The sequence below is a fragment of the Patescibacteria group bacterium genome, from assembly GCA_026397045.1.
Taxonomy (GTDB): domain Bacteria; phylum Patescibacteriota; class Saccharimonadia; order CAILAD01; family BJGX01; genus JAPLVO01.
This window is the reverse complement of record JAPLVO010000010.1, coordinates 57,823-84,033: the sequence shown is the minus strand read 5'-3', so window position 1 is coordinate 84,033 and position 26,211 is coordinate 57,823. Positions and strand designations below refer to the sequence as shown.

Annotated in this window: 26 protein-coding genes and 7 tRNA genes; 9 read left to right on the top strand and 24 right to left on the bottom strand. The window is 42.4% G+C overall.

Annotated features, from left to right (window positions below):
- The 9 genes from NT111_02135 to NT111_02095 form a co-directional block, all read right to left on the bottom strand.
- Positions 1 to 1,890 (bottom strand): transglutaminase-like domain-containing protein (locus tag NT111_02135; GenBank protein ID MCX6804789.1); only part of this gene is annotated, 1,890 nt, incomplete at its 3' end.
- A 48-nt stretch (positions 1,891 to 1,938) separates the two neighbouring features.
- The gene (gene rsmA / locus NT111_02130; GenBank protein ID MCX6804788.1) at positions 1,939 to 2,724 is read right to left on the bottom strand and encodes a 16S rRNA (adenine(1518)-N(6)/adenine(1519)-N(6))-dimethyltransferase RsmA; all 786 of its coding nucleotides are present in this window, start codon (positions 2,722 to 2,724) and stop codon (positions 1,939 to 1,941) included.
- 79 nt (positions 2,725 to 2,803) lie between these two features.
- Positions 2,804 to 3,928 carry a ubiquitin-like domain-containing protein gene (locus NT111_02125; GenBank protein ID MCX6804787.1) on the bottom strand — a complete coding sequence of 375 codons (1,125 nt, stop codon included), beginning with the start codon at positions 3,926 to 3,928 and terminating at the stop codon, positions 2,804 to 2,806.
- A 241-nt stretch (positions 3,929 to 4,169) separates the two neighbouring features.
- Complete coding sequence (locus tag NT111_02120; protein MCX6804786.1) at positions 4,170 to 4,868, bottom strand: ATP-binding domain-containing protein; 699 nt, start codon at positions 4,866 to 4,868, stop codon at positions 4,170 to 4,172.
- Entirely contained in the window at positions 4,856 to 6,319 is a 1,464-nt protein-coding gene (locus NT111_02115; GenBank protein ID MCX6804785.1) for a UvrD-helicase domain-containing protein, read from the bottom strand. The genes NT111_02120 and NT111_02115 overlap by 13 nt, the downstream gene beginning before the upstream one ends.
- Positions 6,320 to 6,469: 150 nt before the next feature.
- Positions 6,470 to 6,997 carry an inorganic diphosphatase gene (locus NT111_02110; GenBank protein ID MCX6804784.1) on the bottom strand — a complete coding sequence of 176 codons (528 nt, stop codon included), beginning with the start codon at positions 6,995 to 6,997 and terminating at the stop codon, positions 6,470 to 6,472.
- Between the two features lie 70 nt (positions 6,998 to 7,067).
- On the bottom strand, positions 7,068 to 7,820 hold the full coding sequence (gene tpiA / locus NT111_02105; GenBank protein MCX6804783.1) for a triose-phosphate isomerase: 753 nt from the start codon (positions 7,818 to 7,820) through the stop codon (positions 7,068 to 7,070).
- Positions 7,817 to 9,352, bottom strand: coding sequence for a pyruvate kinase (pyk, locus tag NT111_02100; GenBank protein MCX6804782.1), 1,536 nt, complete (start codon positions 9,350 to 9,352; stop codon positions 7,817 to 7,819). Before pyk ends, tpiA begins: the two co-directional genes overlap by 4 nt.
- A gap of 118 nt (positions 9,353 to 9,470) precedes the next feature.
- Positions 9,471 to 9,872, bottom strand: a complete 402-nt coding sequence (locus tag NT111_02095) for a hypothetical protein (GenBank protein MCX6804781.1) — start codon at positions 9,870 to 9,872, stop codon at positions 9,471 to 9,473.
- Positions 9,873 to 10,005: 133 nt separating this feature from the next.
- Here NT111_02095 and NT111_02090 point away from each other — a divergent pair.
- Positions 10,006 to 10,080: transfer RNA gene (locus NT111_02090), tRNA-Glu, on the top strand.
- A gap of 194 nt (positions 10,081 to 10,274) precedes the next feature.
- Here the strand turns inward: NT111_02090 and NT111_02085 are convergent.
- Positions 10,275 to 10,883: a hypothetical protein gene (locus NT111_02085; protein MCX6804780.1), complete on the bottom strand. Its 609-nt coding sequence runs from the start codon at positions 10,881 to 10,883 to the stop codon at positions 10,275 to 10,277.
- 258 nt (positions 10,884 to 11,141) lie between these two features.
- Between NT111_02085 and NT111_02080 the strand changes: the two genes are divergently transcribed.
- Together NT111_02080 and NT111_02075 are read left to right on the top strand one after the other, a co-directional pair.
- Positions 11,142 to 12,158 carry a hydroxyacid dehydrogenase gene (locus NT111_02080; protein ID MCX6804779.1) on the top strand — a complete coding sequence of 339 codons (1,017 nt, stop codon included), beginning with the start codon at positions 11,142 to 11,144 and terminating at the stop codon, positions 12,156 to 12,158.
- A 38-nt stretch (positions 12,159 to 12,196) separates the two neighbouring features.
- Positions 12,197 to 14,029: a hypothetical protein gene (locus NT111_02075; protein MCX6804778.1), complete on the top strand. Its 1,833-nt coding sequence runs from the start codon at positions 12,197 to 12,199 to the stop codon at positions 14,027 to 14,029.
- A 28-nt stretch (positions 14,030 to 14,057) separates the two neighbouring features.
- Here NT111_02075 and NT111_02070 read toward each other — a convergent pair whose 3' ends face one another.
- From NT111_02070 to NT111_02055, 4 genes are all read right to left on the bottom strand, one after another.
- Positions 14,058 to 15,242, bottom strand: coding sequence for a phosphoglycerate kinase (locus NT111_02070; GenBank protein ID MCX6804777.1), 1,185 nt, complete (start codon positions 15,240 to 15,242; stop codon positions 14,058 to 14,060).
- Between the two features lie 24 nt (positions 15,243 to 15,266).
- Positions 15,267 to 17,447, bottom strand: coding sequence for an ATP-binding protein (locus tag NT111_02065; GenBank protein ID MCX6804776.1), 2,181 nt, complete (start codon positions 17,445 to 17,447; stop codon positions 15,267 to 15,269).
- A 72-nt stretch (positions 17,448 to 17,519) separates the two neighbouring features.
- Positions 17,520 to 18,095 carry a hypothetical protein gene (locus tag NT111_02060; protein ID MCX6804775.1) on the bottom strand — a complete coding sequence of 192 codons (576 nt, stop codon included), beginning with the start codon at positions 18,093 to 18,095 and terminating at the stop codon, positions 17,520 to 17,522.
- An 8-nt stretch (positions 18,096 to 18,103) separates the two neighbouring features.
- On the bottom strand, positions 18,104 to 18,583 hold the full coding sequence (locus tag NT111_02055; protein MCX6804774.1) for a hypothetical protein: 480 nt from the start codon (positions 18,581 to 18,583) through the stop codon (positions 18,104 to 18,106).
- Between the two features lie 89 nt (positions 18,584 to 18,672).
- Here NT111_02055 and NT111_02050 point away from each other — a divergent pair, with 89 nt between their 5' ends.
- Positions 18,673 to 19,143: a pyruvoyl-dependent arginine decarboxylase gene (locus tag NT111_02050; protein MCX6804773.1), complete on the top strand. Its 471-nt coding sequence runs from the start codon at positions 18,673 to 18,675 to the stop codon at positions 19,141 to 19,143.
- A 6-nt stretch (positions 19,144 to 19,149) separates the two neighbouring features.
- On the opposite strand, the gene NT111_02045 is transcribed toward NT111_02050, so the two are convergent.
- Together NT111_02045 and NT111_02040 are read right to left on the bottom strand one after the other, a co-directional pair.
- Positions 19,150 to 19,371, bottom strand: a complete 222-nt coding sequence (locus NT111_02045; GenBank protein ID MCX6804772.1) for a DUF5652 family protein — start codon at positions 19,369 to 19,371, stop codon at positions 19,150 to 19,152.
- 41 nt (positions 19,372 to 19,412) lie between these two features.
- The gene (locus NT111_02040) at positions 19,413 to 20,012 is read right to left on the bottom strand and encodes a sortase (GenBank protein ID MCX6804771.1); all 600 of its coding nucleotides are present in this window, start codon (positions 20,010 to 20,012) and stop codon (positions 19,413 to 19,415) included.
- Positions 20,013 to 20,118: 106 nt separating this feature from the next.
- On the opposite strand from NT111_02040, the gene NT111_02035 reads away from it, so the two are divergent.
- Entirely contained in the window at positions 20,119 to 20,397 is a 279-nt protein-coding gene (locus NT111_02035; protein MCX6804770.1) for a hypothetical protein, read from the top strand.
- 208 nt (positions 20,398 to 20,605) lie between these two features.
- Positions 20,606 to 21,157, top strand: a complete 552-nt coding sequence (locus NT111_02030) for a hypothetical protein (GenBank protein ID MCX6804769.1) — start codon at positions 20,606 to 20,608, stop codon at positions 21,155 to 21,157.
- 93 nt (positions 21,158 to 21,250) lie between these two features.
- Here the strand turns inward: NT111_02030 and NT111_02025 are convergent.
- The 4 genes from NT111_02025 to NT111_02010 form a co-directional block, all read right to left on the bottom strand.
- Positions 21,251 to 21,327, bottom strand: a tRNA-Pro gene (locus NT111_02025).
- 99 nt (positions 21,328 to 21,426) lie between these two features.
- A tRNA-Lys gene (locus tag NT111_02020) sits at positions 21,427 to 21,503 on the bottom strand.
- A gap of 30 nt (positions 21,504 to 21,533) precedes the next feature.
- Positions 21,534 to 21,610, bottom strand: a tRNA-Arg gene (locus NT111_02015).
- A gap of 121 nt (positions 21,611 to 21,731) precedes the next feature.
- Positions 21,732 to 22,121, bottom strand: coding sequence for a PLD nuclease N-terminal domain-containing protein (locus NT111_02010; GenBank protein MCX6804768.1), 390 nt, complete (start codon positions 22,119 to 22,121; stop codon positions 21,732 to 21,734).
- 224 nt (positions 22,122 to 22,345) lie between these two features.
- On the opposite strand from NT111_02010, the gene NT111_02005 reads away from it, so the two are divergent.
- The 3 genes from NT111_02005 (at position 22,346) to NT111_01995 (ending at position 22,667) form a co-directional block, all read left to right on the top strand.
- Positions 22,346 to 22,420, top strand: a tRNA-Gly gene (locus tag NT111_02005).
- Positions 22,421 to 22,479: 59 nt separating this feature from the next.
- Positions 22,480 to 22,556 (top strand) — tRNA-Arg (locus NT111_02000).
- 34 nt (positions 22,557 to 22,590) lie between these two features.
- Positions 22,591 to 22,667 (top strand) — tRNA-His (locus NT111_01995).
- A 71-nt stretch (positions 22,668 to 22,738) separates the two neighbouring features.
- Here NT111_01995 and NT111_01990 read toward each other — a convergent pair.
- The 4 genes from NT111_01990 to NT111_01975 are packed head-to-tail and all read right to left on the bottom strand — an operon-like array spanning position 22,739 to position 26,207.
- On the bottom strand, positions 22,739 to 23,818 hold the full coding sequence (locus NT111_01990) for a hypothetical protein (GenBank protein MCX6804767.1): 1,080 nt from the start codon (positions 23,816 to 23,818) through the stop codon (positions 22,739 to 22,741).
- 17 nt (positions 23,819 to 23,835) lie between these two features.
- A complete protein-coding gene (locus NT111_01985) occupies positions 23,836 to 25,092 on the bottom strand; it encodes a magnesium transporter (protein ID MCX6804766.1) in 1,257 nt (418 codons plus the stop codon).
- A 39-nt stretch (positions 25,093 to 25,131) separates the two neighbouring features.
- Positions 25,132 to 25,413 (bottom strand): HU family DNA-binding protein, encoded by a 282-nt coding sequence (locus NT111_01980; protein MCX6804765.1) that lies wholly within the window; start codon positions 25,411 to 25,413, stop codon positions 25,132 to 25,134.
- Entirely contained in the window at positions 25,413 to 26,207 is a 795-nt protein-coding gene (locus NT111_01975; GenBank protein ID MCX6804764.1) for a TIGR00282 family metallophosphoesterase, read from the bottom strand. The genes NT111_01980 and NT111_01975 overlap by 1 nt, the downstream gene beginning before the upstream one ends.
- Between the last annotated feature and the right edge of the window lie 4 nt (positions 26,208 to 26,211).

Sequence of the window (26,211 nt, the reverse complement as noted above, 5' to 3'; positions counted from 1 at the left end):
GCTAACTTGATGATTGCTCTTTCTGAGACTAAATCTTACCACCTTATAGATGACAATTCCAGCCAGCAGTATAGCGATAAGTATCGCTGGCCAAAGCTGAGTTCTTATTTTGGTGCTATCAAGTACTATTGAGTTCGCGCCGGCTTGAGCAAAATCGATACTTGCTCCACCAAATGCGGTGGCGCCCCACACTAGATTGAGTTTTGATACTTTTTGTCTTGGTGCAAGTGAGCCTAGCTCTACGGTATCTATCTGCGAGCCTTGTCTTGATCTAGTTGAGTAGCTATCACCAGCAGTTCCACTGGGCGCCTGCACATCAGTCTTGGTGATAGCCAAAAATGGTAAGATGAGCCATTTTTTGGCCTCTAGCTTTCCGTCTTGAGCGATTATTGGCGGAGCGTCTTTATAAGATATTGTGGTGTTTTCATACTGGTAGTTGGTATCTTGACCGTTTTGCATAATCGGAGCAGGTGAATTGTCTTTCTCGCCCCAGAGTATAAATGCCATATGATCTAAGTCGCTTGAGCCAAAGCTGTTAAACTTTTCGTTCCAGGTAGGATCTAGGTTCATCCAGCCAATATTTGGCACATAGGCCTGCACCCAAGAGTGCAGTGAATCGCTCACAGAGCTAGACTTTTTTAAGTTACCAGAATAGCCGTAGCCAACAGGCATTCGAGCTGGAATTTTGGCGGCCCGCAAAAGACTAATTGTAAGATCTGAATATTCTAGACAAACAGCGTTACTTGGCTCTTGCAAGGCCTTGAGGCCGCCTTGGCGAAGATTGTATTTTATTTTTTCATCATTATAGGTAAGTGTACTCACTACATAGTCGTTGATTGCCCGCACTTGCTCGGCCACGGTATTTTTACCCTTGGTTAGCTCGTTGGCTTTAGCTACAATTTCAGGGTTAGTTGAATCCCAGTACTGCTGAGGGCTAGTGTATTTAGTAACCAAGTCTTTTGGTATTTCGGCTAAGGTGCCGCTCTTAGATAAGTCATAGTCAATATAACTAATCACCCCGATTACGCTAGTTTGAACGACTATTTTCGACCCAGCAGGCACATCATAGTCTGCCAAAATATTACCATCAGCGTCTAGCCGAGTAGATTTTGGCTGAGGGTCAAGTTTTTGCAATAAAACCTTTTGACCAGATGTATTTGGCGGCAGGGCCACTGTAAATGTACTGGTAAAGTTAGATTTGTTATCTAGCGGAAAATTAAAATTAACTTCGTATATGGTGCTGTCACCAAAAACCAAGAGAGTTGTTTTTTTGAGTGATTCTTTGTCTTTAAAAACATAGCGCTGCTGGCCATTTTGATTTTCTAGCCTAGTTGGTGCTTGGCCAGTAGCGTGTATACTCCCAAAGCTTTCTGGCACCAAAAGCTCTAGCGAATATTTGTCACTGGCATCCTGCGGTACTGCAGGAATAGAAACGGTGTGGGCACTACCTTTTGTCTCTACTAGCTTGGCCGTGCTATAGCTAACAACAAAACCCCAGCGCGAATTTTGACCTACACTATTCCTTGGAAAGGTAATATTTATTTCGACATAGTCATAGCTATAGCCAGACTGAGATGAGACTTTTTTGTTGGTGGTAAAAGGTATTGCGGTGCCGTCTTCGTACTCAACCGTTAGGTCTGTAGCGTCGTCCACAGGGGCTGATAGCTGGATACTTTGGAGGAACCGATTAGGCGTATTATTTACCACACTGTAAGACTCCTCTACTGCCGTCGAGGAATCGCTTCGAACATCATACCTAGATGAAATGCTGTAGCTGAAGTCTGAGGATGCCAGACTTAACCTGGGTAGCGATAGGGCTAGCAGCCCTAGGCCAAAAAAAACAGCCAAGCACGCTCGCCATTTACGAGATCTAATATAGTGTAATTTCATATGCTTTATTTTAGCATAAGTGGTTATTTTTTTAGATGAAGATAGCTATCAAATAAGATTACTAGCAATCGAGGCGCGGTAGAGGTTGTGCCAGTCAGACATACTTAGTTCCTGAGCCCTAGAGGTTAGACTGATCTTGGATTCTGTAAGGATTCTCTCGATATCTGCTGTCTCCACGCCAAGCCCTCCTGAAAGACTATTACGAAGCATTTTGCGTTTTTCCCCAAATCCTGATTTCACCAGCCTGAATAGTTTTTGCGTATCAGCATCAAATAGCTGTTGATTTAAGCAGCTTATTTTGATTATGGCGGAATCAACTCTAGGTATTGGATCAAAAAGCTCTCGCCCCACCTCCATTACAAACTCCGGCCTAGCATAATACAGAACTGAAAATGCCAGTACAGACATCGACCCAGGCTTGGCCAAAATTCGCTCTGCTACCTCCTTTTGAACCAACATAACCATCAAGGTCGGCTTATTACTTGCTTCCAATAAAGTCCTGATTAGATTTGATGTAAGGTAATATGGTATATTTGCCACCACCTTATACCCCTCGGGCATTTTGCCCATGTCGAACTTAAGTATGTCTTCTGGGATTATCTTCAAGTTCTTAGCATTTTTGAATCTTTTTTTGAGCCCAGGTATTAAGTCTTGATCGGCTTCTACGGCCCATATATCCACCCCTGAACTAACCAGCTTTTGGGTCAGGGTTCCGAGGCCGGGGCCAACTTCTAATACTGAATCGCTAGATTTTAGGTTTGCAGAGTCTACAATCTTATCTAAAACATATTCGTCTCTTAGCCAATTCTGGCCGAAACTTTTTTTAGCTTTCATGGTTTAAAATTCCTCATAATACTAGTGTCTTAATTGATATTAGCAGTGCTTTAGCCCGGGCGACCTAGCTAATAATTACTTAATAGGGGAACTTGGGTAGCGATAGCTTACTAGAACAACCTGGATGTTGGCTCCAGAAGCCCCCTTTGCTGGCTTTGGCGTTCTTGAGAACTGTTTCGTCTTGAACAGATGCTGGGGCTAAATCGGCCCTGGCATAGCCAGTATCCCAACGATTCCAAGTGGCAGCCGAGAATTGATAGGCGCCATAATAGCCATTTCCAGAGTTGCGCTGGTAGTTTCCACCTGCCTCGCATTGCCTAAGCTTGGATAATAGATCGGCGTTATCTCCAGCAGGCTCAGGCTTACTGCCCCTAATAACTATTTTTGGCTCGAACTGGACTGTGACTTTAGTGTCAATAACCTGCCTAGATAACTCAACTCCATCTTTTTGATTTATAAGATAGCTTACGATCTTTTCTCCAGGTTTGCCAGAGCTTTCTACCTTCTGGTAGGCCTTGGGCTGCTCGGGGTCGTCCTTATACTGAATCTCTGGCTCTACGGCTTCGGTAATCTGTAACACATCCTGTGTAACCCTACTAAGAACAATTTTCATATTTTTGTATACAGACTCTGACAGATCAACATCGAGCTGATCAGAAGGTTTTATTTCAATACCTTTTTCATCCAGTAGCCCCTTTACAGTTTTTTGCCAGGTTCTATACTCAATCATTTTGCCACCTATTAGGAGCTTTACTGGGGTCGCTCTCTCGATAACCATCTTCTGCCCGATAGCTGCTCCAGATGAAAAGTCCTCGCTGCGATCTACCGAAATCCTATCCTCTGGGTAGAGCTTGATGCCAGCTGATGTCACAACCTGTCTAGGGCTCCTATAGCCGCTAAGGGTTGTGGTGGTGTTATTTCCATCAACTATTATCGCCGGGTAGGCTCTATAGACATTTACATTATATATCGGCTGGTTTATTACAGTTTTTGCTGAAGGTTCGACCACATCCCCAGTGCCTAGCTTAATGCCATTTTGCTCTAACGCCTCACCAATTGTCTTGGCATCGGTGGCGATTGTCTTCTTTTGCCCATCTGCAAAAATACTTACCAACCCTTTGCCATCGGCAAGGGCAATATTATTAATTGAAACTTGTGATTGCCCAAATACAGCCGAGAATATCACGAATGTAAACAGCATCATGACCGACAATAGGCTCATTATAGGACGGTGTTTTTTGTTGCTAACTAATGGTCGATAAACCCTAGGTTGGGTTCCGGAAGGTGTTTTAATTCTGGGTAAAATAATAAGCCTCTTTATAGATTATTTATAGGAAAAGGCTTTTGTTTTTGTTTCTGTATCTGTATCTATTTTAGCTTCATTGCTGGGTCTTTGTCAAACCTCTTATGAACAATATAATTGTTCATTTTGCTAAAAAATAAGCCTAAAACTTCCTGAGAGGGGCATATTGAAGATTTAAATTTTTGAGTCCTGATTTTTCAAACCTTATAGCTGCCTCTAGATCGTCTATTCTCTCCACTACACCGACACCAAATGTGGGGTGAATGACCTTGTCACCTGTCGCGACATTGACACTGCTAACATCGTCTGGGAAGTCAGTATCAAAGCTCTCTCGGGCAACCTGCCCTCTTGCACTTGTAGCACCAGACCCAAGCGGCTGTTCGATGATTTCTTCTGGAATGTCTGATATAAACCTTGAGGGAACATTGTGCTGGGTTTTGCCATACAGTGTTCTAGATGATGCATGGATCATATACAGCTGCTGCTTGGCGCGAGTCATACCCACATAGCAGAGCCGGCGCTCTTCTTCTAGTTCACTCGGCTCAAAAAGGCTTCTGGCGTGTGGGAATACACCCTCTTCCATGCCGACCATAAACACCACATCAAACTCTAGGCCTTTTGCTGCGTGCAGTGTCATCAAGCTAACCTTCTGGGTATTTCTATCTAGCGAATCAAGGTCTGAAACCAAGGCGACTTCAGTCAGAAAGGTTTCGAGGTCCATATCCTCGTAGTTTTTAGCTACCCCTAGTAGTTCCTGAACATTCTCCACTCTATCCTCGGCCGATATGGAGCCATCCTGAAGATAGCTAATATAATCTATCCTTTCAATTAATGACTCCATAACTTGAATGCATTTAGGTCTGGCTTATTGCTAATATCATCTAGGATAACTCCTAAATTGCGGATCTCTACTAGGGCCTTGCCCCTAAGGCCCGGTATGTCCTCAGGTTGGCGCAAGGTCTGGATTGTATCGGCTTCGTTTTTATCTAAGAAGTCGATAATTGCAGATGAACTCTTGGCTCCAACTCCCCTGATTGGTACATTTAGTATTCTGGCCAAGCTAACAGTATCGTTGGGCTGGAATATAACTCTCATATAAGCCAAAATATCTTTTATTTCGCGCCTATCGTAAAACCTCGTTCCTCCTATAACTTGATAGGGTATATTATAGCGAAGCAAGCTTTCTTCTAGGCTTCGCGACTGGGCATTAGTTCGATAAAGAATCGCTACATCTTTAAGAGTCATACTCGGGTTCGTGCTCCTTAGCCTTTCAATAGTCTGAATAATTGTTCTGCCTTCATTAACCTCATCGATTGTCGAAACAACATGGACTTTGTCGCCAAGTCCTAAGTCGGTCCATAATTTCTTGCTGCTACGCGAGATATTCTTAGTAATCACAGAATGTGCGGCGTCTAGTATCATCTGAGTGGATCGGTAGTTTTGCTCCAGCTTAATAACCTTCACGGATGGGTAGTCCTTCTCGAAATTTAGAATATTTTGGTAGTTTGCTCCGCGCCAAGAATAAATACTCTGCCAGTCGTCGCCCACAACGCAAATGTTTTTGTGTTTTTTGGCTAGCAGCTGAATAAGCTTGTACTGGGCGTGGTTAGTGTCCTGGTATTCATCAACCAATATGTACTGGAATTGTTTCTGATATTTCTCGAGTATATCGGGCTCGATTTGAAGCAATTTAACTAGCTCCATTATAAGGTCATCAAAATCAAAAGCCATTGCTTTGCGCAATTCTCTCTGGTAAATAGGATATACATCGGCGGCAATAAGGCCAGCACGATTGGTTGTGGTGGATCGATACTTTTCTGGGCCTATTAATTCGTTTTTAGCAGAGGATATCATCCAGCCTATACCAGAGGGGGTGATGCTCTTATCATCAATATGCAGGGACTTCATGATTTTTTTGATTAAGGCCTGTGAATCCCCAGAATCATATATTAAAAAATTGCTCCCAAGGCCCATTCGATCGGCTTCATACCTGAGTATTTTATTAGCAACCGAGTGGAAGGTACCAAGAAACGGTATTGGGTTAGTTCCGTTCTCATCAAACCCAAGTAGCCTAGATACCCTCGAGCGCATCTCGCCTGCTGCCTTATTGGTAAAAGTTACTGCCAAGATGCATGATGGTGGCACTTTCTTTTCGGATATTAAATAGGCCATGCGATGGGTTAGGGTTTTAGTTTTACCGCTACCAGCGCCAGCCAGCATCAATATTGGGCCATCGGTCTTAACTACTGCTTCAACTTGAGCGTCGTTTAAGCCTTCTAATAATTTATTCATTTATATATGATACACCTTTATACCTGGGTATGATAAGTATAAAATTTCCCAATACTCTCCCAGGGTGTGCCAAAGGATGAGAGGCGAAAATAAAAAAGGCAATCGTGAGCACCCTACCATTAGGATGTTCAATTATGGCTTTAAATTTAATTAGCCACTTTTTTTGGCGCTAGCAATACTTTCGGCAATTACTTTTTTGGCAGCCTGGGCGTCTCCCCAGCCGTTAAAGCTCACGCTCACCCCACTCCAGTTGTTTTTCCAGTCTTTGTAGTGAGTATAAAAATGCTCTATTACTTTTGGAAAGTTTTCGCCTAGATCACTTAGGTCTTTGATGTGGTCTTTGCTGACATCATCAGCCGCAACACAAATAAGCTTTTCGTCACCTTCGCCGTCATCTATCATGTACAAAACGCCAATAGGCCTGGCTGGCACGACGGTGCCGTGTGGTACAGACTCATCTATTATTAGTAAGCCGTCTAGTGGGTCGCCATCATCACAAAGAGTGTTTGGCACGAAGCCATAATCAGTAGGATAGCCCAGGGCTGTGCCATTTACTCTGTCTAGAAAAAGCCGGCCAGTTTCTTTGTCATATTCATATTTATTTTTTTCGCCCTTACGAATTTCTATTACTAAATTAACAACTTCTGGTGACTTTTCGCCATAGCTAAGTTCGGTCATTACTGCTCCTTATTTACACTAGTATACTATCATAAATAGCCCACCATCCACCATCCAACAGCCACACTAGCTATCCCAGCTGGCAAATACTACTAAAAGCCTTATAGTTGAGGCTGGCCCCGCCCACCAATAACCCTCCAGATTTATTCAGATCCAAGAAGCTCTTAGCATTTTCAGCATTGATACTGCCACCATAAAGAAGGCTTATTTTGTCTGCCCGAGGCTCAGTATATTTGTTAACTAAGTACCGATAGATACCCTCTAGCATATCCTCTACATCATAAGGACTAGCTGTTTTGCCAGTACCTATTGCCCATACTGGCTCGTAAGCAATCACTATTTTGGCTGATTCGGCTGATGTTATCTCGGATAGGTCCTCCTCGAGCTGGTCCAGGACAGTTCGCTTTGCTAAACCCTCTTGTCTTTCGTGTAAGTTCTCGCCGACACAGAGTATCGGGATTATTTTATTGCGTAAACAGGCTGAAACCTTTTTTGATATCATCTCATCTGTCTCACCAAAGTTAACCCTCCTCTCGGAGTGCCCTACAATCGCATAGCTGGCTAAACCCTTGATCATAGGGGCGCTGACTTCACCGGTGAATGCTCCTAAGTCATGATTATTGATATTTTGTACGCCAAGCTTAAATTTATTACCCGGCTTCGCCTTGAGTAACATATTAATATTAGCAAGCTGGACAAAGTTAGGGCAAAGCACGATATCTGCAGATGGCCTTTCGGTGTTTTCTACTAGCCTGTTTATTAATATTTCTGATTGCTTGGCAGTCAGATTCATCTTCCAGTTGCCGATTATAATTCTCTTCATTCAACCTCCAATAGTCTTACTGTGTCAGTTCCACCCGCAACATCTTCATTGCGACCAAAGGCTTCGACCACCCAGTCCCCCTTACTGATGCTTTTTCTGTCTTTGAGCTTTCTTATAATCGTAGCTTTACGATTCTTAGATTTAGAAATCAAAAATGTTTTACCACCCCAAACAATAGAGCATTGATTACAGACCTTAGCAGTCGGGCTAATTATTATAATCGGGCAATTAGGGCGAAGGCTAGAAATACTTAGGGCTGTGGAGCCAGTAAGGGTTTCTGCCAGAATTACTTTTGCATTCAATTGGTTGGCAAGAGTTATTGCCGCAAAACTAACACTGGTCTGAGCTGCTTCCGATGAAATATTTGGTGATAGTTTAGGTTGCTTTGAGAATACCAATCGTGTTTTTTGGCCTATTTTATTTAGCATACTGTCCCCGCTCGATTCAATTACCGAAACTACATCTGTATCGCCGCTTGATAGATCTATTGAGGCTGATGAATTGACAAAATATTGTTCAGCGCTCAAGATTATTTTTTTCATCATCGCTACCGTTTCGACTGGGAATTGCCCGATAGCCGACTCGCCAGACAACATCAAGCTATCAACCCCAAGACTAACTGCGGTGGCTACATCGTTGGCCTCGGCTCTACTGGGAGTTAAGCTTGTTATCATGCTCTCCATCATTTGGGTCGCCATAATTACCGGCCTCTTATACCTTCTACAAAGCAGGATTATTTCTCTGCCAATAATTGGTACTCGTTCAGGTCCTACCTCGATTGCTAAATCCCCACGCGCAATCATCACTACATCGCTAGCTTTAATTATTTCTTCGAGATTTTCGACCGCAGCTTTTGTTTCAATTTTAGCGATAATCTTGGCGTTGGCTTTATGCTTAGCTAGCTCATTGCGAACATCATGGATATCCTGCGCCCTATTTACAAAGCTAACGGCAACATAATCAGCGTCTAACTTATGGGTAACAGTCAGGTCATTTTTGTCTTTCTCGCTTATTACACCATTTTTAAAAACTGTGTCTGGCAGATTAATGCCATGGCCACTCAATATCTTTCCAGAGTTAAGAGCTTTGGCTGTAATTACTTTTTTCTCTACTGATGTAATCTCGGTTTGAATCTGGCCATCTCTTAAAAATAGTCGTTCGCCTTTTTTTACTTGGGCGGCAAAATCGTATTGTATCGGCAGGATACCCTCAGTGCTGTCGTCGCCGTGCTTGAATTTTATAGTTTGGCCAGCCGCAATTTCGATACCACCACTTGGCAGCTTGCCAAGCACCATTTTCGGACCAGGCAAATCTTGTATAATCGCTACCGACCTGTCGAGCTTTTTGGCTTCACTTCGCACACGGAGTGCTACATCGCAATGCCATTTATGTGTATTGTGGCTAAAATTCAATCTTATTCCATTAACTCCAGCAACAAGCAATGCGCCAATCTTTTCTTGGCTTGCAGGCCCTAGTGTAGCTATAATCTTAGTTTTTTTATACTTTGTGGCGTCTAATTTTTCATGCTGCATATGTTTATATTGTAATGGTTTTTAGAGTATTAGTAAAAGCGTAACAATAACATCTAATTTTGCAGGGAAGCTACCTAATAAATATAAAATTTAACAAGCAGCCAAGGCTGTAATATGGTTACTTTTTCCCAAACATTCTGGCAAAAAAGCCTGGCTTCTTTTGCTCTTGCTGTTGGTCGATAGGCTGGGCCTCGGTACTGGTGCTAGGGTTAGATACCACAACCGGCGGCTGTTCTAGCTGCTCTTTGGGTAGTATGAAAGCCGAACCTTCGGATGGTGGGCCAGTAGAAGTGGCTGTAGCCCCAGGGCTAGGTCTGGTGCGACGCATGCCGTCTAGGCCGACCCTCGGCAAAACATTAGACCGATTTGCTTGATTCTGTATAGCTCGTGTTCTAGATTCTTTATCCCTTAATTTTTGGGCTTCTCCCTCTGGCGTCCTAAGATCGATTGTAGAGTCTTGCTGGCCAGATTGAGAAAGTGGCTGTGTGGGCTTGATGTTATCTAGTGTAGTTTGTGTCATGTTTGGCTTGATCCATAATTATCTAATGCTTATAATATATACACGCTTTAGCTTAAAATGTCCAATTTACAGATTGAAATAAGAACCTAAATGTGTTAAAATTGTATGGTTATTTCGTAAAAAAATAGTTGATGGTCCCATCGTCTAGCGGTTAGGACACCGGGTTTTCATCCCGGCAACCGGAGTTCGATTCTCCGTGGGATCACCATAAAAAACGCCTGAGCTCGTCTCGGGCTTTTTTTTTGCGTATTCGACTCGACGAATTGAACTACCAAAGGAGTTCGGTGCACGAGGAGCGCAGCGTAAATATCAAGTTCACTTAAATATTTACCGAGCACCGCAGGGAAAAGGGCGCTAGCCCGCCTTCTCCGTGGGATCACCAACTGTTTTTTCGAACGAAAACTACTTAGACTTATTCTTACCTAATTCTTGGGCTGTTGCTACGAGTATTTCTGCTCCGCCTTCTTCGATGGCCATTGGCTGACCATCCTTAGATCCTTCATATATCATTTTCGTTGTTACTCCATCATACGGCTTGCCAGTTGCAGCATAAGATACACCATCCACCTCAACTACAAAACTAATCAATGTTCTTTCTCCATTGGGGCCTTTCAATATAGCCATATATCTTGAGCCATTAGGGTCGTCGTCAGTGAGGGGTATCATGATTGCACCACTTACCCCTATGAGCTCGCTAGAAGTAATCTTGTTAAAGTCGGAAACATCATAGCCTTCCCTGACATTTACTTTTTCAGTATTTATTACTAATTCGGCTGCTATGACATTGATTATTGAACCCTTTTGGATTCCTGCTTCTTCAAACATTTTATCTATTTTTTCATCTAAAGCCAGCTCGCCCGATTTATCTTTTTTTACATCACTCTTATCTGTCCCCATAATGGCACCCGCGCCAAGTGCTGCAGCGATAAAAGCTGCTCCAAGTTTTCTTCTAGAAAATTGGTTTCGATTTTTTTCTGAATTATTTGGATTATATCTACCTAACTCACTCATATTTCCTCCTGATTTAATTATTTTAAAGATAACACAATATCTTCTAAAACTTCAATAATGCTACAATTGTTCGCTCATATATATTAAAAAGTTCGGTCAGCTTGTGCCCAGCCAAATAGGCTAAGGTGCGCCAAGACACAGCTACACTAATAATAGAAGCTATAAAACTCTAGGACCGATAAATGTAACATATAAAATAAATAAGATTACTGCCAATGTTTCTGATTTTATTGTAGTATTGAATAAAGGATAAAACTTATGGCTACAACAATCGCATTTTTTGACACTACCAGCAAAGAGAAAAGCTCTTTTGAGCACTACTTTATAGGTAGTAAATACAAGCTCTTATTTTTCCATGAGGAGATAAATAAAGTGCCAGCCTACGAATATAAGGAAGCTAAGGTTATTAGTGTTTCTTCATCTAGCAATGTAGATGAAGCCGCCATAGCTCATATGCCGAGTCTAGGCTTTGTGGCTTGCCGGTCGACAGGTGTTGATAATGTAGATCTCAGGGCTTGCAAGCAAAAGGCTGTTGTGGTGAGTAATGTGCCAGCTTATGGGCAGACAACAGTTGCTGAATATACGATACTGCTTATGCTTATGCTGGCCCGCAAAATGCCAGCAGTGCTTAGCTCGGTAAAGGACGGCCAAATTGACTACCGAAAGCTAACTGGCTCCACGCTGAACGGCAAAATACTTGGGGTGGTCGGGACTGGCAAGATTGGTTTACGGGTAATTAGTATCGCCAAAGCAATGGGAATGCATGCAATTGCCTACGACCCCTACCCAGATGAAAATGCGGCCAAGCAGCTTGGCTTTAGCTTAGTGACAATGCCCGAGCTGCTCAGAGGGAGTGATTATATAAGTCTGCATGCGCCGTTGAACCCAAGTACTAAGCAACTTATTAATTCCAAATCTCTCGCTTTGATGAGCCCCCACTCGGTATTAATAAATACAGCTCGTGGCCAGCTTGTTAATACCTCCGATTTGATTGAGGCTCTTCGATCCAAGCAAATAGCCGGGGCAGGGCTAGATGTCGTGGAGGGAGAGAGGGCCCTAGACCTCGATATTGAAACTGACTTATACCTAGGCAACAAAAAGGCTCCCTACGATATAGCTGAGCTTGATATTTTATCAAAAATGAACAATGTGATATTATCCCCCCATAATGCCTTCAACTCCACTGAAGGGTTGGCAATTATCCGCAAGACCACAGCAACAAATATTCTCGGCTTCCTTTCTGGTCAGCTTCAGAACATTATAAAGACAAATTAGTTAGCACTTTATAATGCTTATGCTATAATTTATATATCATGGGAATTAAAAGCATTGTACCCTCGCAGGTACTAAATTCTAACGGTGAGCCGACGCTAAAAGTCAGGATGGTAGCTGAAAATGGTACTTCATCATGGTTTATTGTGCCCGCAGGCTCTAGCTTGGGTATAGGTGAAGCAGAAAAAAAGACTGATAACGGCGATAGCTACGGCGGAAAGAGTGTAGCCTCGTGCGTGGATTTAATCAATAAAATTGTTTCACCCAAGTTTATTGGGTATCCGCTAAAACATCAAGATGACTTCGATAGCCTAGTAATCGCTCTAGACGGGACAGATAATAAGCAGAACTTGGGCGCAAATACAATTTTGGCGCTCTCAGGTGCCTACTTTAAGCTAAGTGCCAAGCTCAGTAAAAAACCCCTCTGGCAATACATTGCTGAAAATCGAAAAACCACTCCTAAGTTTCCTAGAATATACGCTAATTTAGTTAGTGGTGGTAAACACGCCCCCGGACTGGATATTCAGGAGTTTATGATTGTCCCTAAATCAACCAACCCAATAGAATCTATAGAAATGATAGTTCAGGTTTATCAAACCATCAAGACAATAATGGTTAGTTTGTATGGCCCAGCGGCCCAGCTAGTAGGCGACGAGGGTGCCATCGCGCCAGTTGGTGTTAGAACAGAAGTAGTCCTAGAAGCAATTGCCAACCTCAGAGAAAAAATGGATTCGAAATTTGAAATAGCCCTAGATATTGCTGCCAACAGCTTTTACAACGGTAAAAATTATGTTTTTGAGGGAAACAACGCACACGCTAGCGATTTACTTGCAGCCTACCAGGCATGGGATCAAAAGTTTGATCTTTTCTCGCTAGAAGACCCATTTGCTGAAACCGATCTTGAAGGTCTCGAGCTACTCAAGAGCATCCCCTCAGAAAGTAAGCCCTTCCAGATAATATCAGACGATTTTACAGTTACAGACTCACGCAAGATTAATGATTTCGCAAAAGAAAAGGTCTTTGACGGGATAATTATCAAGCCCGACCAAGTTGGAAGCATATCGGAAATGTTTGCTGCTATCGATATGGCTCGAGAGGTAGGCAATGAGGTCATAATTAGCCACAGAAGTGGTGAAAGTAATGATGATTTTATTGTGGATTTAGCCTATGGAGTAGGCGCCTATGGAATAAAAGTTGGGGCTCCTGTCAGAGGTGAACGAATAGCAAAATATAATCGCTTGCTAGAAATCCAATATTCACTAGATTCCACTCAGCCTTCGAAAGAATCAGCAAATATGCCGACCCAAAGTGCTGTTCTTAACACCATTGATGGGCCTAGGCCAAAGCCCCTAAAAAGTATCGATGGCGACATCCAGGCACCACCAAAAGCCATGACTCCACCCAGGCCGGTAACCCCCTCTGCGACAAGAGATAATAAATTTGCTAATACAAATAATTTTCCCCCTCAGCCCCCAAGAGTAACACCGCCAATCTCTAATTTAGAGCCTCCTACGCCCATTGCCAAGGCCCCCAAGCCCCCGCTAATTCCTCCTCAGCCATCAGAGACAAAAGCACCCGTTATCGGGCAAAGTAATGATAGCGACATCATACCTACTTCAATACCACCCGCAATGCCGTCTCCTGTCATAGCTCCTGCGATAACATCTAGCACCCAATCGGCCGAGCATCCAGTGGTATTGCCCAATACAGCCCCTGCGAGCCAGCCGATTACAATACCGGCCACTCCTTCAAGCACATTGGTATCGGGATTTCCGGAAGCTGTAAATGAACTAAATCCACTGAATAGATCCAGAGATGAATTCGAAGACAATACAGCAAGTGCAAATAATAATGGGCCTGCTAGCGCGCTTTAGCGGCTGACTTTTTTGTAAGTAGCTTATTTTAGCTCATTAATACTTCAATTGCAGGGAGCTTATCCCCGGCTAAGAGCTCTAAACACACACCTCCACCAGTGCTAACGAAACCGAATCTATTGGTCATACCTAATTTAGCTACAAAAGCTTCTGTATCCCCCCCACCGACAATCGTATCTGCTTTGTTTTTTCTGAGTGCGATCATGTGAGCCAAGTCCCTGCTAGCCCAGGCGAACTCTGGTATTTCAGCTACGCCAAGTGTGCCGTTCCAGAAAACTGTCTTGGCAGAAGATATGATAGGTAAAATACCCTTCATAGTATTCTTACCGATGTCCAGGACAAGCTCATTGGCGGATATCTTACCCACTCCAATCTGCCGATGGCTGGCTCCATGCTCAACTCTTTCTGCTACGACAACATCGGTAGGCAGTATTAGGCTGACATTATTTTTATGGGCTAATTTTATTATAGCCGCGGCTGTGCCTACATGGTCAGGCTCCGTCATGCTGGACTGCACATTATAGCCCTGAGCCTGCAAGAAGGTATTGGCCATTGCACCTCCGATAACAAGCGTATCAACCTTTTTTGTCAAACTCTGTAATACCTCTATCTTGGTGGATATCTTAGCACCCCCTACTATTGCCACATAAGGTCGCTTCGGAGATTTAGTAAGAGATATTATTCTTAGATATTCCTTTTCCATTAGCAGCCCAGCGGCGTGGGGTAAGTACTGTGGCACACCGATCATGCTGGCGTGCGGTCTATGGGCGTTGGCGAAGGCATCATCCACATAGACCTCGGCCAAGCTAGCCAGAGATTTGGCGAAGGCTACAGTGTTTTTTTCCTCGGCTGCATGAAACCGTAAGTTTTCCAATAAAAGCAGCTCCCCAGGCTTAAGTGCCCTAGACTCCTTAGCCGTATCAGGGCCTACACAGTCTGGGACGAAACCAACTGGCCTCTTAATTAATTGAGCCAAAACCTGGGCTACTGGCCTGAGGCTTAGTTTTGGATCTGGCTCTCCTTCTGGTCGGCCATTATGGCTGGCCAAAATAACAGAGCAGCCGCTAGAAAGCAGCTTACTGATGGTTGCGAGGCTTTGAGCGACCCTAAACTCATCGATCACTTTGCCGTTAACCACCACATTATAATCGACTCGCAAAAATACTTTTTTACCCGCATAATCAATATCTTTTAGTGTAAGCAGTTTGGCCATAGGTATATTATATCACTTCGATTACTAATTAATTTGAGATTTTAGTTTTGCCTGGGCTTTGGCATCTATTTCTATATGATTGTGGACTGGTATTTTGAATCCAAAAAGACTGCCCTTGCCGTATTTGGATTCAAATAGCACCTTTCCTCCTTGGTCTTCAACCACACGCTTAACCATATATAGCCCTAGCCCAGTTCCATCAGGGCGCATATCTTTAGCATTTTTGGCCCTAAACATCTTGGTAAAGAGCATGGACTGCTGATCTCTAGGCACCCCAATGCCATTGTCTTTAACAATATAGCTCACACTACCACCAGAGTGCAGAAGCGAAACTTCAACCACGCCGCCTCCTTTAGGGGGCTGGCTATAATGGATTGCATTATCTAATATATTCATCACTACCTGCCGAGTCTTATTTTCATCTAAGTTGATTAGTGGGATTGCTTTCGTTGGGGCTTTGTATCTGATAATAACTTTTTGAGATTTTGCCATAAACTGTAGGGCTTTAACCTCCTCGCTTACAAGCTTACTAAGATCTACTTTCCGGGCATCTATATAGAATTTACCCGCCTCCATACGACTGATATTCAATAAGTCATCGATTAATCGTGCCATTCTATTGCTTCCATCCAAAGCCAGCTCAATACTTTGCTTTTGTTCTTTCGTTAGCTTGCCGAAATCCCCATCATCAAGCATGCTAATGTACCCCTTTACAGTCGTTAGTGGAGTTCTGAGCTGGTGAGATGCCATAGAAATAAATTCATCTTTGGCCTGGTCTAGCTCTCTTAGCTGGCTGTTGGCGGTGTTGAGCTGAGCAGTACGCTGGCGAACTTTTTCCGAAAGCGTCTCTGTAAAAAGTTGAATTTCTTTGTAGCTTAGGGCGTTGGCCATAGCAACGCTTACTTCATTGGCAATAGATTTTAGTACCGCCAAATCTTGAGAGCCAAAAATCTCACCGTTCTTTTTTTCGCCCAAAAGTAAATAGCCTATAAACTTCTCGCTGGTGCGCAGCGGGATACTAAGACTAAAACCAAACTCTTTTAAGATATCTCTGCGTTCACCAGGCTTAAGATTTTCAACAATCAGCGTAACTCTACCGAGCTTTTGTAATTGTTTGTGGCTTATTTCTTTTTGACTATTCTTGAGAGGTATCTTTTCATAAAACACTCTGTCTTTGCTAAATACTACAATCTCAGAAATATTGATTTTCATTTGAGTAGTTATTTCACTTAGTACTCGGGTGCTTAGCTTGTCTAGGTCTATTTCGCTAGACAAAATACCACCAATTTGGTCAGTCAGCTTCTGTGGGTCGTATTGGCCACGAAAAAACAACTTAGCTGTTATTTTTTCAAAAAATCTTACTAGTGGATTAAATGCAAAGGCCAGCAAAATAGCTATAACGGTATAAGAAAGCCTAATGGTAACTTGTGAGGCATTCGCTGGCAATATAACATCAACTATCTGAAAGCTGACTAGTCCAAATACGGCTGCGATAATAAATATAGACGAGGCAAAAGCCAGTGACCTTGTAACGATAAATCTTATGTCCATAAGCTGATGACGAAGTATTGAGTAAGCTATCATGGCCACCAAAAGTAAAATAAATATTGGCCCAAATGACGAAAGGGATGTGATCCCCAGTGCTGGTAAAATGGCATTAAAAATAAATCCAGGAATAGCGATAAGGGCTGTACCCATCAAGATATATTTGATTTGGTCTTTTCTATGCCCTGCAGAGCTACGCTGGGCTTTTATAAACAGTGCTACCCCCCAGATAGTGTAAGTAGGCAAGTAGGCAATCACAAAAATATACAGCCAGCCGGTCTGTATCTGCTGGGCATAGGCATTAGATGAGACTACATTGGCGGCTGTGGGGCTAAACAAAATAATAATAAAAGCTGGAATAAATAATATTAGTCTTAGCGCACGGCTCAGCTGCTTATCGCTAGTAAATGTCATGCTAAATAATAAGAAAAAGTATATCAGCAGCGCTGCCCCTACAATAGCGGCTCTCGACCAAAAAAGTGCCAGGCTGGGCTCTGCAGAGATATTAGCCATTAGATTGGTTATAGCCCAAAGTGATAATGAAGAAGTGAAGTAAAAAAAGTTTCTGTTAGAAGGCTTCTTAGGGTTATTGGTATACACCAAAATACCTAGAAAAAATGTTAGCACGGTGGTGATGAGTAATGAAAGGTTAGTAAGCATAACACTTATATTTTAGCAAAAAATAACACTTTAAAGGCGATTAACCCCCGGCGTAATGCCGGGGGTTAATGATTATTTTTCTAGCCAAACAAATGCGCTTGGCTCTTTCTGGTTCTTAAAGCCCTTAGACTCAATCGCGTAATAAGCTTGGTAGTCGAGTTCACTCAGTTCTACAACCGCCACCTTATCACCCATTTGCTCTATGTGACTAGGTAGCCAATCGCTGTTTTTTGAATAACAGTCAAATGCTGCAACGCCATTATTTCTAACGACAAAGTTAATGAGCTCGGCCAGCAAAAGCTCGCTGTAATGCAGGCCTTGAAGGCCTGGGACTACAAGCAACGCACCAAAATAAAAGATGGTGCCTTGCTTGTATTGATCCGGGTACTTCTTCTCAAAAAACTCTGGTGAAATCCAGTCGATTGCTGTAAGATCTACCGCTACAAGAGCCATAGCTAGAGCCGTATCGTCTTCCCAGAGTACAAATTTGAGCATGCGCTCATCTGACATTTCTTCTCTAAACTCACTTTCGTGCATGTACTGTCTGCAAGGCGAGGCGGTTCTGAGATCTGCAAATGCAGTGTTGTAGAGCAGCCAGAATTTGTCTTCTAGCTCAATATCCACTTGGGTTTCTCTAGTTATTTCCATATCTCTCCTCATTGGAGCATAGCCTTTGCTATGCCGTAGATGACTCCACTAGCTATCCATAACCAAATACCAATTTGCAACTTCTTGGGAAGCGTGCCGCAAACTAGCGGGTACAGATATGGCAAGGCCCAAGCTAGACGATTGATAATAACGCCCAAGACTGCTATCAGCCAGGCGTTATTAAGTGTCCCTTGAACGGTCATAAAAATGCCAAGGTAAAATGGCAAAAAAGAAAACACATAAAGCCCAATAAATATTTCAAACTTTACATGGTACTCCTCTACCGCTTTACGGTTGAGCTTGTCTAGGCCCCTAAAGACGTGGCTGCGTGCTAGCACAAGTAGTAATACTAGTGCCAAGCTAACCATGACCCTTAGCCAGATCCACATTCCTAAGTAGAAAAATGCAGAGTTAACCACCAAGACAGGCACAACAAAGACCATGGCCTTAACTGTGCTTGGTGTCTTATATGCCACTTCAGCAACCATTGAGGCTCCCTTTCTAGGTACCAACACCAATCTGGCGAATTGCGATTATTATACTACAAATAATATTTTTAGGTTACAATTAGGCTATTATGAATATACAAATCACAAAAGGCAGTGGCACTGGCCCCACTGAACTGTCGGCCTTTGATTCAGCCCTAATGAGTGCTGGCATTGGAGATCAGAACCTGATCTGTCTAAGCTCCGTAATTCCGCCTGGTAGCAATATCGTATTCGAAAAGCCTTCTTTTACGCCAAAAGATTTCGGTAGCAAGCTTTATGTTGTAATATCTGAAGTCCGCAGCTCAACCGCCGGCCAAGAGATGTGGGTTGGCATAGGCTGGGTTCAAGAAGCTAGCACTAAAAAAGGCCTCTTTGTAGAGCATCATAGCAATACACAAAAAGGCCTTGAGGATATGATATCTAACTCTCTTAATCACATGACTGCGAGCAGACCAAATGATAAATGGAGTGAGATACAAATGTCTATAAAGGGTACGACCTGCAAAGGTCGGCCAACCAGCGTACTTGTCTCGGCGGTTTATCAGACAGAGGGGTGGTAGAGCAAGCTACTTATTGGCCTTTATAGTGCTCTTATCTTGCTTGCTAAAATAGAATATATAAAATATTTCTAGAATGCCTGCAGTACTAACTATTATAAAAACCAAGAACCATACTTTCTGGTCTTTTTTAGCGGCAATCCAAAGTGCCCATGCCTTCCAGGCAGTTGCCCAAATGTATATAACAATAAGCCACCATATATTATTTTGAACTATTAAATTTAAATCCATATACTATTTATACTATTATTATCAAGATATGTCACCCATAACTAACTGGGCTTAGCGATTACTACTACCCTGCCATCGGCCGACCCTCCCAAGGTGCAGGTGTAGATAGTGAGCATTGGTTCACTACTTTGATTTTCAATTTCAACAGAGCTGGGTTTAACTGTCTTTACTTTAGTAATAGTATATTTATACTGTTTGCCATACCAATTTATTAGTACATCACCGCCAACTTTGGCATTTTTAAGGTCATAGAAAATGGATCTTTTTGTAACCTGCGATGGGTCGTAGCCCCATACAAAACTATGGCCAGTAATTATCATATTGCCGCCTTTAATTGGGTTACCCTGCTCGGGGAGTCGATTCCAGGCTAAGCCCTTATCTAAAACACCCGGCCCACCCTGGCCTATTTCGGACTGGACACCTACTGACGGTATAAATATAGTATTCTTGTCGTAAACCGGTAGTTCGCTAGCAGACTTCTGGATCTGCTGAGGTGACTTCTTCTGGATTTTAGGCGTAATTAATAGAATGGATAAATAAACTCCCAAAATGAGCAGAAATAAACCAATAACTGCGAACGCCCATCGGTTTCTTCTAGTTCTTACTCTATGAGAAGGAGCTGAATTAATTGTGTACTGCATTTTTTTAATATTATATAGCATAAGATTGTTAAGTGAAAGCAGCACCCAACAGCTAGTAGGTATAAATAACTACTAATAAGCCTAGTTGTTTGATAAAATATAGTCTATGTCTATACACAAAATACGCGCGTATTCAAAAAAGAATAAGAATAAAAACAAAAACAAGAATAAAAAATCTGAAGTTGATAAATTAATTTATTTCGCAATTACTATTGGGCCCTTACTGACTATACCTCAGGTGTACTCTATATGGATTTTGCAAGAAAAGGGTGTATCTATAATATCCTGGGTGGCCTATCTTATCGCTACCTCTATATGGCTATGGTATGGCCTTAAGCACAAGGACTTAGCAATAATCACAGCCCAAGTTGCCTGGGTGGCCTAAGAGGTAATTATCATCATTGGCCTACTTAGGATTAATTAAGTAATACAGTATTTGGTATGGGGGAAAGCAGACAGTGGGCTTAAATGGGTTACTAATGGATAATAAGCTGACTCTACTGCGTGACTATTATGGCGCATAATTCATGATTATTTTATTGTTTTAGTAATTCATTAAATTAACTTATGTTTATATCTGCTATACTGGTGTTATGAAAAAAATCACCAAGCAAGCCAAAAAACTGAACAACTATCAAATAATACTATTCACCTGGGCGGCTACATTGTCGCTTGGATATTTTATTAGTGTTATAACATTTCAAAATACAGTACAGTTTTTTACAATTTGGGCAATTCTAATAACGATTGCGCTGGTAGTTCAGCTAAAGCTAGGAGGCTTTGGTGATAATAAGACCAAGCTGATACAGGCCCTTTGGCTGCTAGTAATAGTGCTGCCTGGCTTTGTGTTTAATTATTTTGAATATCAAGGCCTAGCGCCAGTAATCGGTAATGGCTTTGCGGGCTGGCCAGCAACCTGTGCAGTAGCGATGATAATTATTGCCGTGATATACAAATTTAATTTAAGCTATTTTTTATTGGCTAGCCTGTATGCCTTTTTAGCACTGGTGGTATTTACGGTGTCGGGTACGACCACTCTGCTAATAATCAGTGGCCTGGGCTTTGGAATAATATGCAGTATCGATGCACTGCTCGAGAACACCAAGCTACGCAAGGGGCTAGCTACCAAACTTAAAAGCAGCTAAAGCTGCTCTTGCTGCCTCGTGCACCAAACCTTTGGGTTTCTCGTCCTTTCTCTGGTCATAAAAAAGACTCCAGACAAGCTGGAGTATTTTTTATGGTCGGGGTGAAAGGACTCGAACCTTCGACCTCATCGTCCCAAACGACGCGCGCTAGCCAACTGCGCCACACCCCGTTGCCAAATCGCTTTCGTAAGCTTAACTTGTCTTCCCCTCGATGCAACAAGCAGAATATAGAATCTGGTTTGTTCCATCGCAAAGGAAGGCAAACACTATGGAGGGCCAGGCGGGATTCGAACCCGCGACATGCTGCTTAAGAGGCAGCCGCTCTAACCAACTGAGCTACTGGCCCTCGTCAGACAACTACTTTGAAAATACTTTATGGTGCGCCCTGAGGGATTCGAACCCCCGGCCTTCTGATCCGAAGTCAGACGCTCTATCCAGCTGAGCTAAGGGCGCTAATCTTGGTTATTTTAGCATATAGAAGCGAAACAATCTACCAGTAAAACTATTCCGTATGGGGCCGTGCTTTGTAGCGGCTAGCAATTGGTAGCTGAAATATTTTCGTATTTTAATATACTTAGGTCGCACTTGGAGGGGCGGTAAGGGTGTTTTTGTTATTATCGAGTTTTCTCTTTACTAAGAAGAAATATAAAATTGAGCCTATTGGGTAAAGCAATATAACTAATAAAATCCAGAGTGTTTTATCGTTTTCCTGTTTCCAGTTGGTTCTTTTGAATACATCTACCAACATAAAAATCCAGAATACGAATAGTACCATCCCAATAATAATAAATATTCCATATAGTACAATAAAGAATAATAAAAACGCCCCTGTTGCTCCAACAGAATTTTGTTGGGCATTATCCGATAATGAGCTAGATACATATCCGTCCTGAGCAAATGCAGAAACTGGCAAAGTGCTCGCTAGTGCCGTGATAACTGCCGCTAATTTTTTTAATTTATTCATACTTCCTTTCGTTATTATTTATTGATACCATTATGACACAATTTTAACAATAATGATCTGCTTACTAACTGTAATATTGCGGTAAGTTCATAAATAGTATATAATTTTTTAACTATAGGCGCTTATTTTTAGTCCTTGTACCTTTTATTTCTTTTCATATCCCAAATTGGTAGAAATAATCAATTTGATCCAGTAAGTGACGCATTCGTGCGTCACTTCTGTTTGCGGGTATCGTATAATGATTATTATTCCTGCCTTCCAAGCAGGAGATGCGGGTTTGATCCCCGCTACCCGCTCCATGAAAAATTTATCCCGCTTGCCGGGATTAATTTATATCTGGGGTATAATAACTATGTAAGCCCCTGTAGCTCAGCTGGATAGAGCAACGGTTTTCTAAACCGTAGGTCGCAGGTTCGAGTCCTGCCGGGGGCACCATAAAGTATTTTCAAAGTAGTTGTCTGACGCCGTGGCGGGTGTAGCTCAGTTGGTTAGAGCGCCTGGTTGTGGTCCAGGAGGTCGTGGGTTCAAGCCCCATCACTCGCCCCATTAAAAGATGCCAGTAAAGCTGGCATTTTTTAATGGGGGTTATTATTATGTCTTTAGGCTGAAGCCAGGTGTTAATACCCGCTAGATTCTCTGATGCTATTTACTAGCCAGCTAGCAGTATCAGCATTATAGACCAAATTTATCTCGTTGCCGACGGTGTACTGACTTGACCCATCCCTTAGCTTATAAATGATGTTTGCCTCGCTCTTGTATTTACCACCATCAGATTTTTGAGTTGATAGCACCCTAAAACCAGAGGGGTAGCTATACTCACGAGCCTGTGCGGTGAGCTGGTTAAAGTCAAACTCTTTTTGATACTCTTCGGTCATGTACTGACGAATTTTAGCTGCGTTGCCTATTAAAAAGTTGCTCATATAACCGTCTATGGAAGCCTCGACAAGTTTCTTATCAGCCATGTCTTTGGCAGACTTATCTTGTTCAGCTAGCTCTTTTGATTTTATAGCTAGATCTTTTACCAGCAATACTTTGCTTATTCTGGAAAGCAGAGACTGAATATCAAACGCACCATCGGGCATAGACTCGGTAAGATACTTCGTGCTATTTTTTAGAGTTTCTGAAGAGTCCTTAGAAATTAAGGAGTTAGCTTTTAGGGCTTCGGCATTGGAGTCCGTGAAATCGTTAATTCTATTGGCATGGTCCAGACTGTCGGTAGTATAGGCATAAAAATCATTCAAAAATATTTTATACAGCTGGGCGTCCTGGGCTCCTTGTTTTAGCTTTTCAGCAGCTAGCTTGCTATCGGAGACCAGAAAGGTAAGATTTTTTAGCTCGATAATGTAGTTCTCAAATGTTTCTTTGTCCTGGACCTTTTCAGAGAGCGATACGAGTGATTCAGATTTTCGAACTATAGAACCCCACCCTTCTTTGATCAGCTTTTTGTTGTTATTTTGGTTGGATATATAGATTCCACCCAATGCTACTAAGCCCAGTAATACAATAGCCGAAATAAGTATAAGCCAAAACGAAAATTTCTTGTACAATCTTACCTTGGGTTTGGATATTTGAGGATCCACTTCTTCGGCGTTTGTTTGCACTTTTAGGCTAGCAGCGGTGTCGTTTGTGTCTTGAAGATTTTTACTGGTATCTTCAGTTTTTGTGTTTGGTTTGTTTCTTGTCTTATTGTCCGCCATCTATTACTCCTTACTATTTATGTCAAAAATACCTTTGCTAAGCTAAGGAATATGAAGAAACCGCCGACATCAGTGCATGTTGTAATTAGGATTGTCGCAGATGTTGCAGGGTCCTTGCCGAGCTTCTTCATTATCAGAGGTATTAGCGCGCCAGCAAAAGCCGCAATAAACAAATTACAAATCATCGCAACAGCCAATACAAACCCAAGCATGGGGTTTTTATTTAGTAGGATAGCAACAAGTGCCACTAAGGTTCCGTTAATTGCTCCATTTATAACCCCTGCGGCTATTTCACGGCCTATAAAGACTCCGCAGCTAGCAAGCGATACTTCGTGCATAACAATTCCGCGAACTGTCACAGCAAGGGTTTGAGTGGCGGCATTGCCCCCCATGCCTGCAACAATTGGCATATATACTGCTAAAAGAGTTATCTGAGCTATAGTGCCCTCGAACATACCTACTATCGAAGCCGCCAAAAATGCCGTCCCAAGATTCAGTATAAGCCAGAGCCACCTGTGCCTTACTTTACTAAATACAGTATCCATGGCAGCCTCATCATTGCTAACTCCCGCCAGTCCATAAATATCACTGGCTCGCTTTTTGTCTAGCAAGCTGAGTAGATCATTGGAGTTTATGACACCAATGATATCTTCTTTATCGCCCAGTACTACTACTTTATCGTGTGGGTGTTTGAGGAAGGTATCGATAACTTTATGCTCATCAATATCATACTTGATGTGAGGCACTCGAGTGGCATACTGGCCTACCTTCTCGCTCCCAGGATGCTGAGATAATATATGGCCAGGTATCTCTCCTACCAAGCTACCGTTCTCGACAACAAATATGGAAGGGAACCTTCCAGTTGCTTTTTCATGGGCTGCTAAATCGATGGATAGATCGCTGAAATGCATACTCGGTGAGGCGATAATGTAGTCAAGGCCCATAAGCCCAGCTGCGGTCTTAGGGCTGAAGCTGAGCAATAAGTCGATTTTCTCTTTGTCTTCAGCTTTAAGCTTTTCAATAATATGGCGAGCTCTTGTGGAAGATAGTTCATGCAATAATCGAGTGGATTTGTTTGGGTCTAAGGTACCTATGATATCCAGGATCTCTCTGTTATCAAGATCGTTAATAATCTTATGGGCTGTTTGCTTGGGTAGAGCAAGCAGCAAAAACCCTTTCTGCGCTGGTTCGGAATCCCTAAATATATCTAACTTTCGGTTTCGGCTAGCATTTATTTTATTAACTACTTTTTCGTCTACAAAAGAGTATTTCATATCTAGTATTATATAGCCTAGGGCTTATAATAAACAGGCCTAACTTTTGCTTCGGACAACTCTTTTGAAACGCTCCCCAGCCCTAAATTTAGGCATCTGCATACTTTTTATTCGTATAGGTGCCTTAGTGACGGGGTTAATCCCATTACGAGACTTTCGATTGGCCGAGTAAAATAAGCCAAAGCCACTAATCAGCACCTTGTGGCCGTCTTTAACTTCTGTTGTGATGGTTTCAACCATAGTGTCGATAACTACTTCTATCTGCTTTTTAGGCATCTTAGTTTTATTGGCTATGGCCTGTATTAGCTCGGGCTTTATCATTAATTTACCTCAGTACTAATTAATATCTGTTCAATACTCCTAGCTTTGCCATCGCTACCGACATCAATTAGTACAGAGCTAAATTGCACGATACCGGTTTTAGGCCAATCAAATCTGTTTGGCAATTGATTGAGCCACTTTTCGATTATAATTTCTTTTTTAACGCCAAGTACGGAATCTATTGGGCCTGTCATACCGACATCGCTAATATGCGCAGTTCCGCCCGGCAGAACTTTTGCATCGGCGGTGCTTACATGAATGTGGCTACCAACCACACCACTGACTCGACCATCTAGGTAAAATCCAATCGCCACTTTTTCAGATGTTAAGTCAGCATGTAAATCAACTATGGTGGCAGCTAGCTTTTCATGTTTATTTTCTTCGAGTATTGCATCTACTACTTTTAGGGGGTGGTCTAATTGTGGGCCATTAAAAGTTTGGCCAAGCAAATTGATGACTAATATTCGGCCAAATGGTGTTTCGGCAATCTTCCAACCTCGACCCGGAGTTTTGCCAGGATAGTTTGCGGGGCGTATTATCGGCTCGCTTGGATCATTGAGCATATCCACACCTTCAGGCTTTTTGAAGCTATGGTTTCCACCGCTAAAGAAATCCACTCCTGCATCCTTCATTTCCTTAATGGATTTTTTAGTTATGCCATTACCGGTGCTCATATTCTCGGATTGTGCAATTACAAAATCGATTTGCCTTTCTTCTTTTAGCTTTGGCAATACTTGCCCAACTGCTCGCCTACCTATTTTTGCGACTATGTCGCCGATATATAAAATTTTCATATTT

Excerpts from the sequence above, each read along its gene's own strand:
- pyk (MCX6804782.1), bottom strand. The coding sequence starts at position 9,352 with ATGCAGCATGAAAAATTAGACGCCACAAAGTATAAAAAAACTAAGATT.
- NT111_02045 (MCX6804772.1), bottom strand. The coding sequence starts at position 19,371 with ATGGATTTAAATTTAATAGTTCAAAATAATATATGGTGGCTTATTGTT.
- NT111_02075 (MCX6804778.1), top strand. The coding sequence starts at position 12,197 with ATGGGAATTAAAAGCATTGTACCCTCGCAGGTACTAAATTCTAACGGT.
- NT111_02110 (MCX6804784.1), bottom strand. The coding sequence starts at position 6,997 with ATGACCGAACTTAGCTATGGCGAAAAGTCACCAGAAGTTGTTAATTTA.
- rsmA (MCX6804788.1), bottom strand. The coding sequence starts at position 2,724 with ATGAAAGCTAAAAAAAGTTTCGGCCAGAATTGGCTAAGAGACGAATAT.
- NT111_02065 (MCX6804776.1), bottom strand. The coding sequence starts at position 17,447 with ATGCTTACTAACCTTTCATTACTCATCACCACCGTGCTAACATTTTTT.
- NT111_02040 (MCX6804771.1), bottom strand. The coding sequence starts at position 20,012 with ATGCAGTACACAATTAATTCAGCTCCTTCTCATAGAGTAAGAACTAGA.
- NT111_02080 (MCX6804779.1), top strand. The coding sequence starts at position 11,142 with ATGGCTACAACAATCGCATTTTTTGACACTACCAGCAAAGAGAAAAGC.
- NT111_02120 (MCX6804786.1), bottom strand. The coding sequence starts at position 4,868 with ATGGAGTCATTAATTGAAAGGATAGATTATATTAGCTATCTTCAGGAT.
- NT111_02030 (MCX6804769.1), top strand. The coding sequence starts at position 20,606 with ATGAAAAAAATCACCAAGCAAGCCAAAAAACTGAACAACTATCAAATA.
- NT111_02085 (MCX6804780.1), bottom strand. The coding sequence starts at position 10,883 with ATGAGTGAGTTAGGTAGATATAATCCAAATAATTCAGAAAAAAATCGA.
- NT111_02125 (MCX6804787.1), bottom strand. The coding sequence starts at position 3,928 with ATGATGCTGTTTACATTCGTGATATTCTCGGCTGTATTTGGGCAATCA.
- NT111_02095 (MCX6804781.1), bottom strand. The coding sequence starts at position 9,872 with ATGACACAAACTACACTAGATAACATCAAGCCCACACAGCCACTTTCT.
- NT111_02055 (MCX6804774.1), bottom strand. The coding sequence starts at position 18,583 with ATGGTTGCTGAAGTGGCATATAAGACACCAAGCACAGTTAAGGCCATG.
- NT111_01980 (MCX6804765.1), bottom strand. The coding sequence starts at position 25,413 with ATGATAAAGCCCGAGCTAATACAGGCCATAGCCAATAAAACTAAGATG.
- NT111_01985 (MCX6804766.1), bottom strand. The coding sequence starts at position 25,092 with ATGAAATACTCTTTTGTAGACGAAAAAGTAGTTAATAAAATAAATGCT.
- NT111_02050 (MCX6804773.1), top strand. The coding sequence starts at position 18,673 with ATGAATATACAAATCACAAAAGGCAGTGGCACTGGCCCCACTGAACTG.
- NT111_01975 (MCX6804764.1), bottom strand. The coding sequence starts at position 26,207 with ATGAAAATTTTATATATCGGCGACATAGTCGCAAAAATAGGTAGGCGA.
- tpiA (MCX6804783.1), bottom strand. The coding sequence starts at position 7,820 with ATGAAGAGAATTATAATCGGCAACTGGAAGATGAATCTGACTGCCAAG.
- NT111_02070 (MCX6804777.1), bottom strand. The coding sequence starts at position 15,242 with ATGGCCAAACTGCTTACACTAAAAGATATTGATTATGCGGGTAAAAAA.
- NT111_01990 (MCX6804767.1), bottom strand. The coding sequence starts at position 23,818 with ATGGCGGACAATAAGACAAGAAACAAACCAAACACAAAAACTGAAGAT.
- NT111_02035 (MCX6804770.1), top strand. The coding sequence starts at position 20,119 with ATGTCTATACACAAAATACGCGCGTATTCAAAAAAGAATAAGAATAAA.
- NT111_02060 (MCX6804775.1), bottom strand. The coding sequence starts at position 18,095 with ATGGAAATAACTAGAGAAACCCAAGTGGATATTGAGCTAGAAGACAAA.
- NT111_02010 (MCX6804768.1), bottom strand. The coding sequence starts at position 22,121 with ATGAATAAATTAAAAAAATTAGCGGCAGTTATCACGGCACTAGCGAGC.
- NT111_02115 (MCX6804785.1), bottom strand. The coding sequence starts at position 6,319 with ATGAATAAATTATTAGAAGGCTTAAACGACGCTCAAGTTGAAGCAGTA.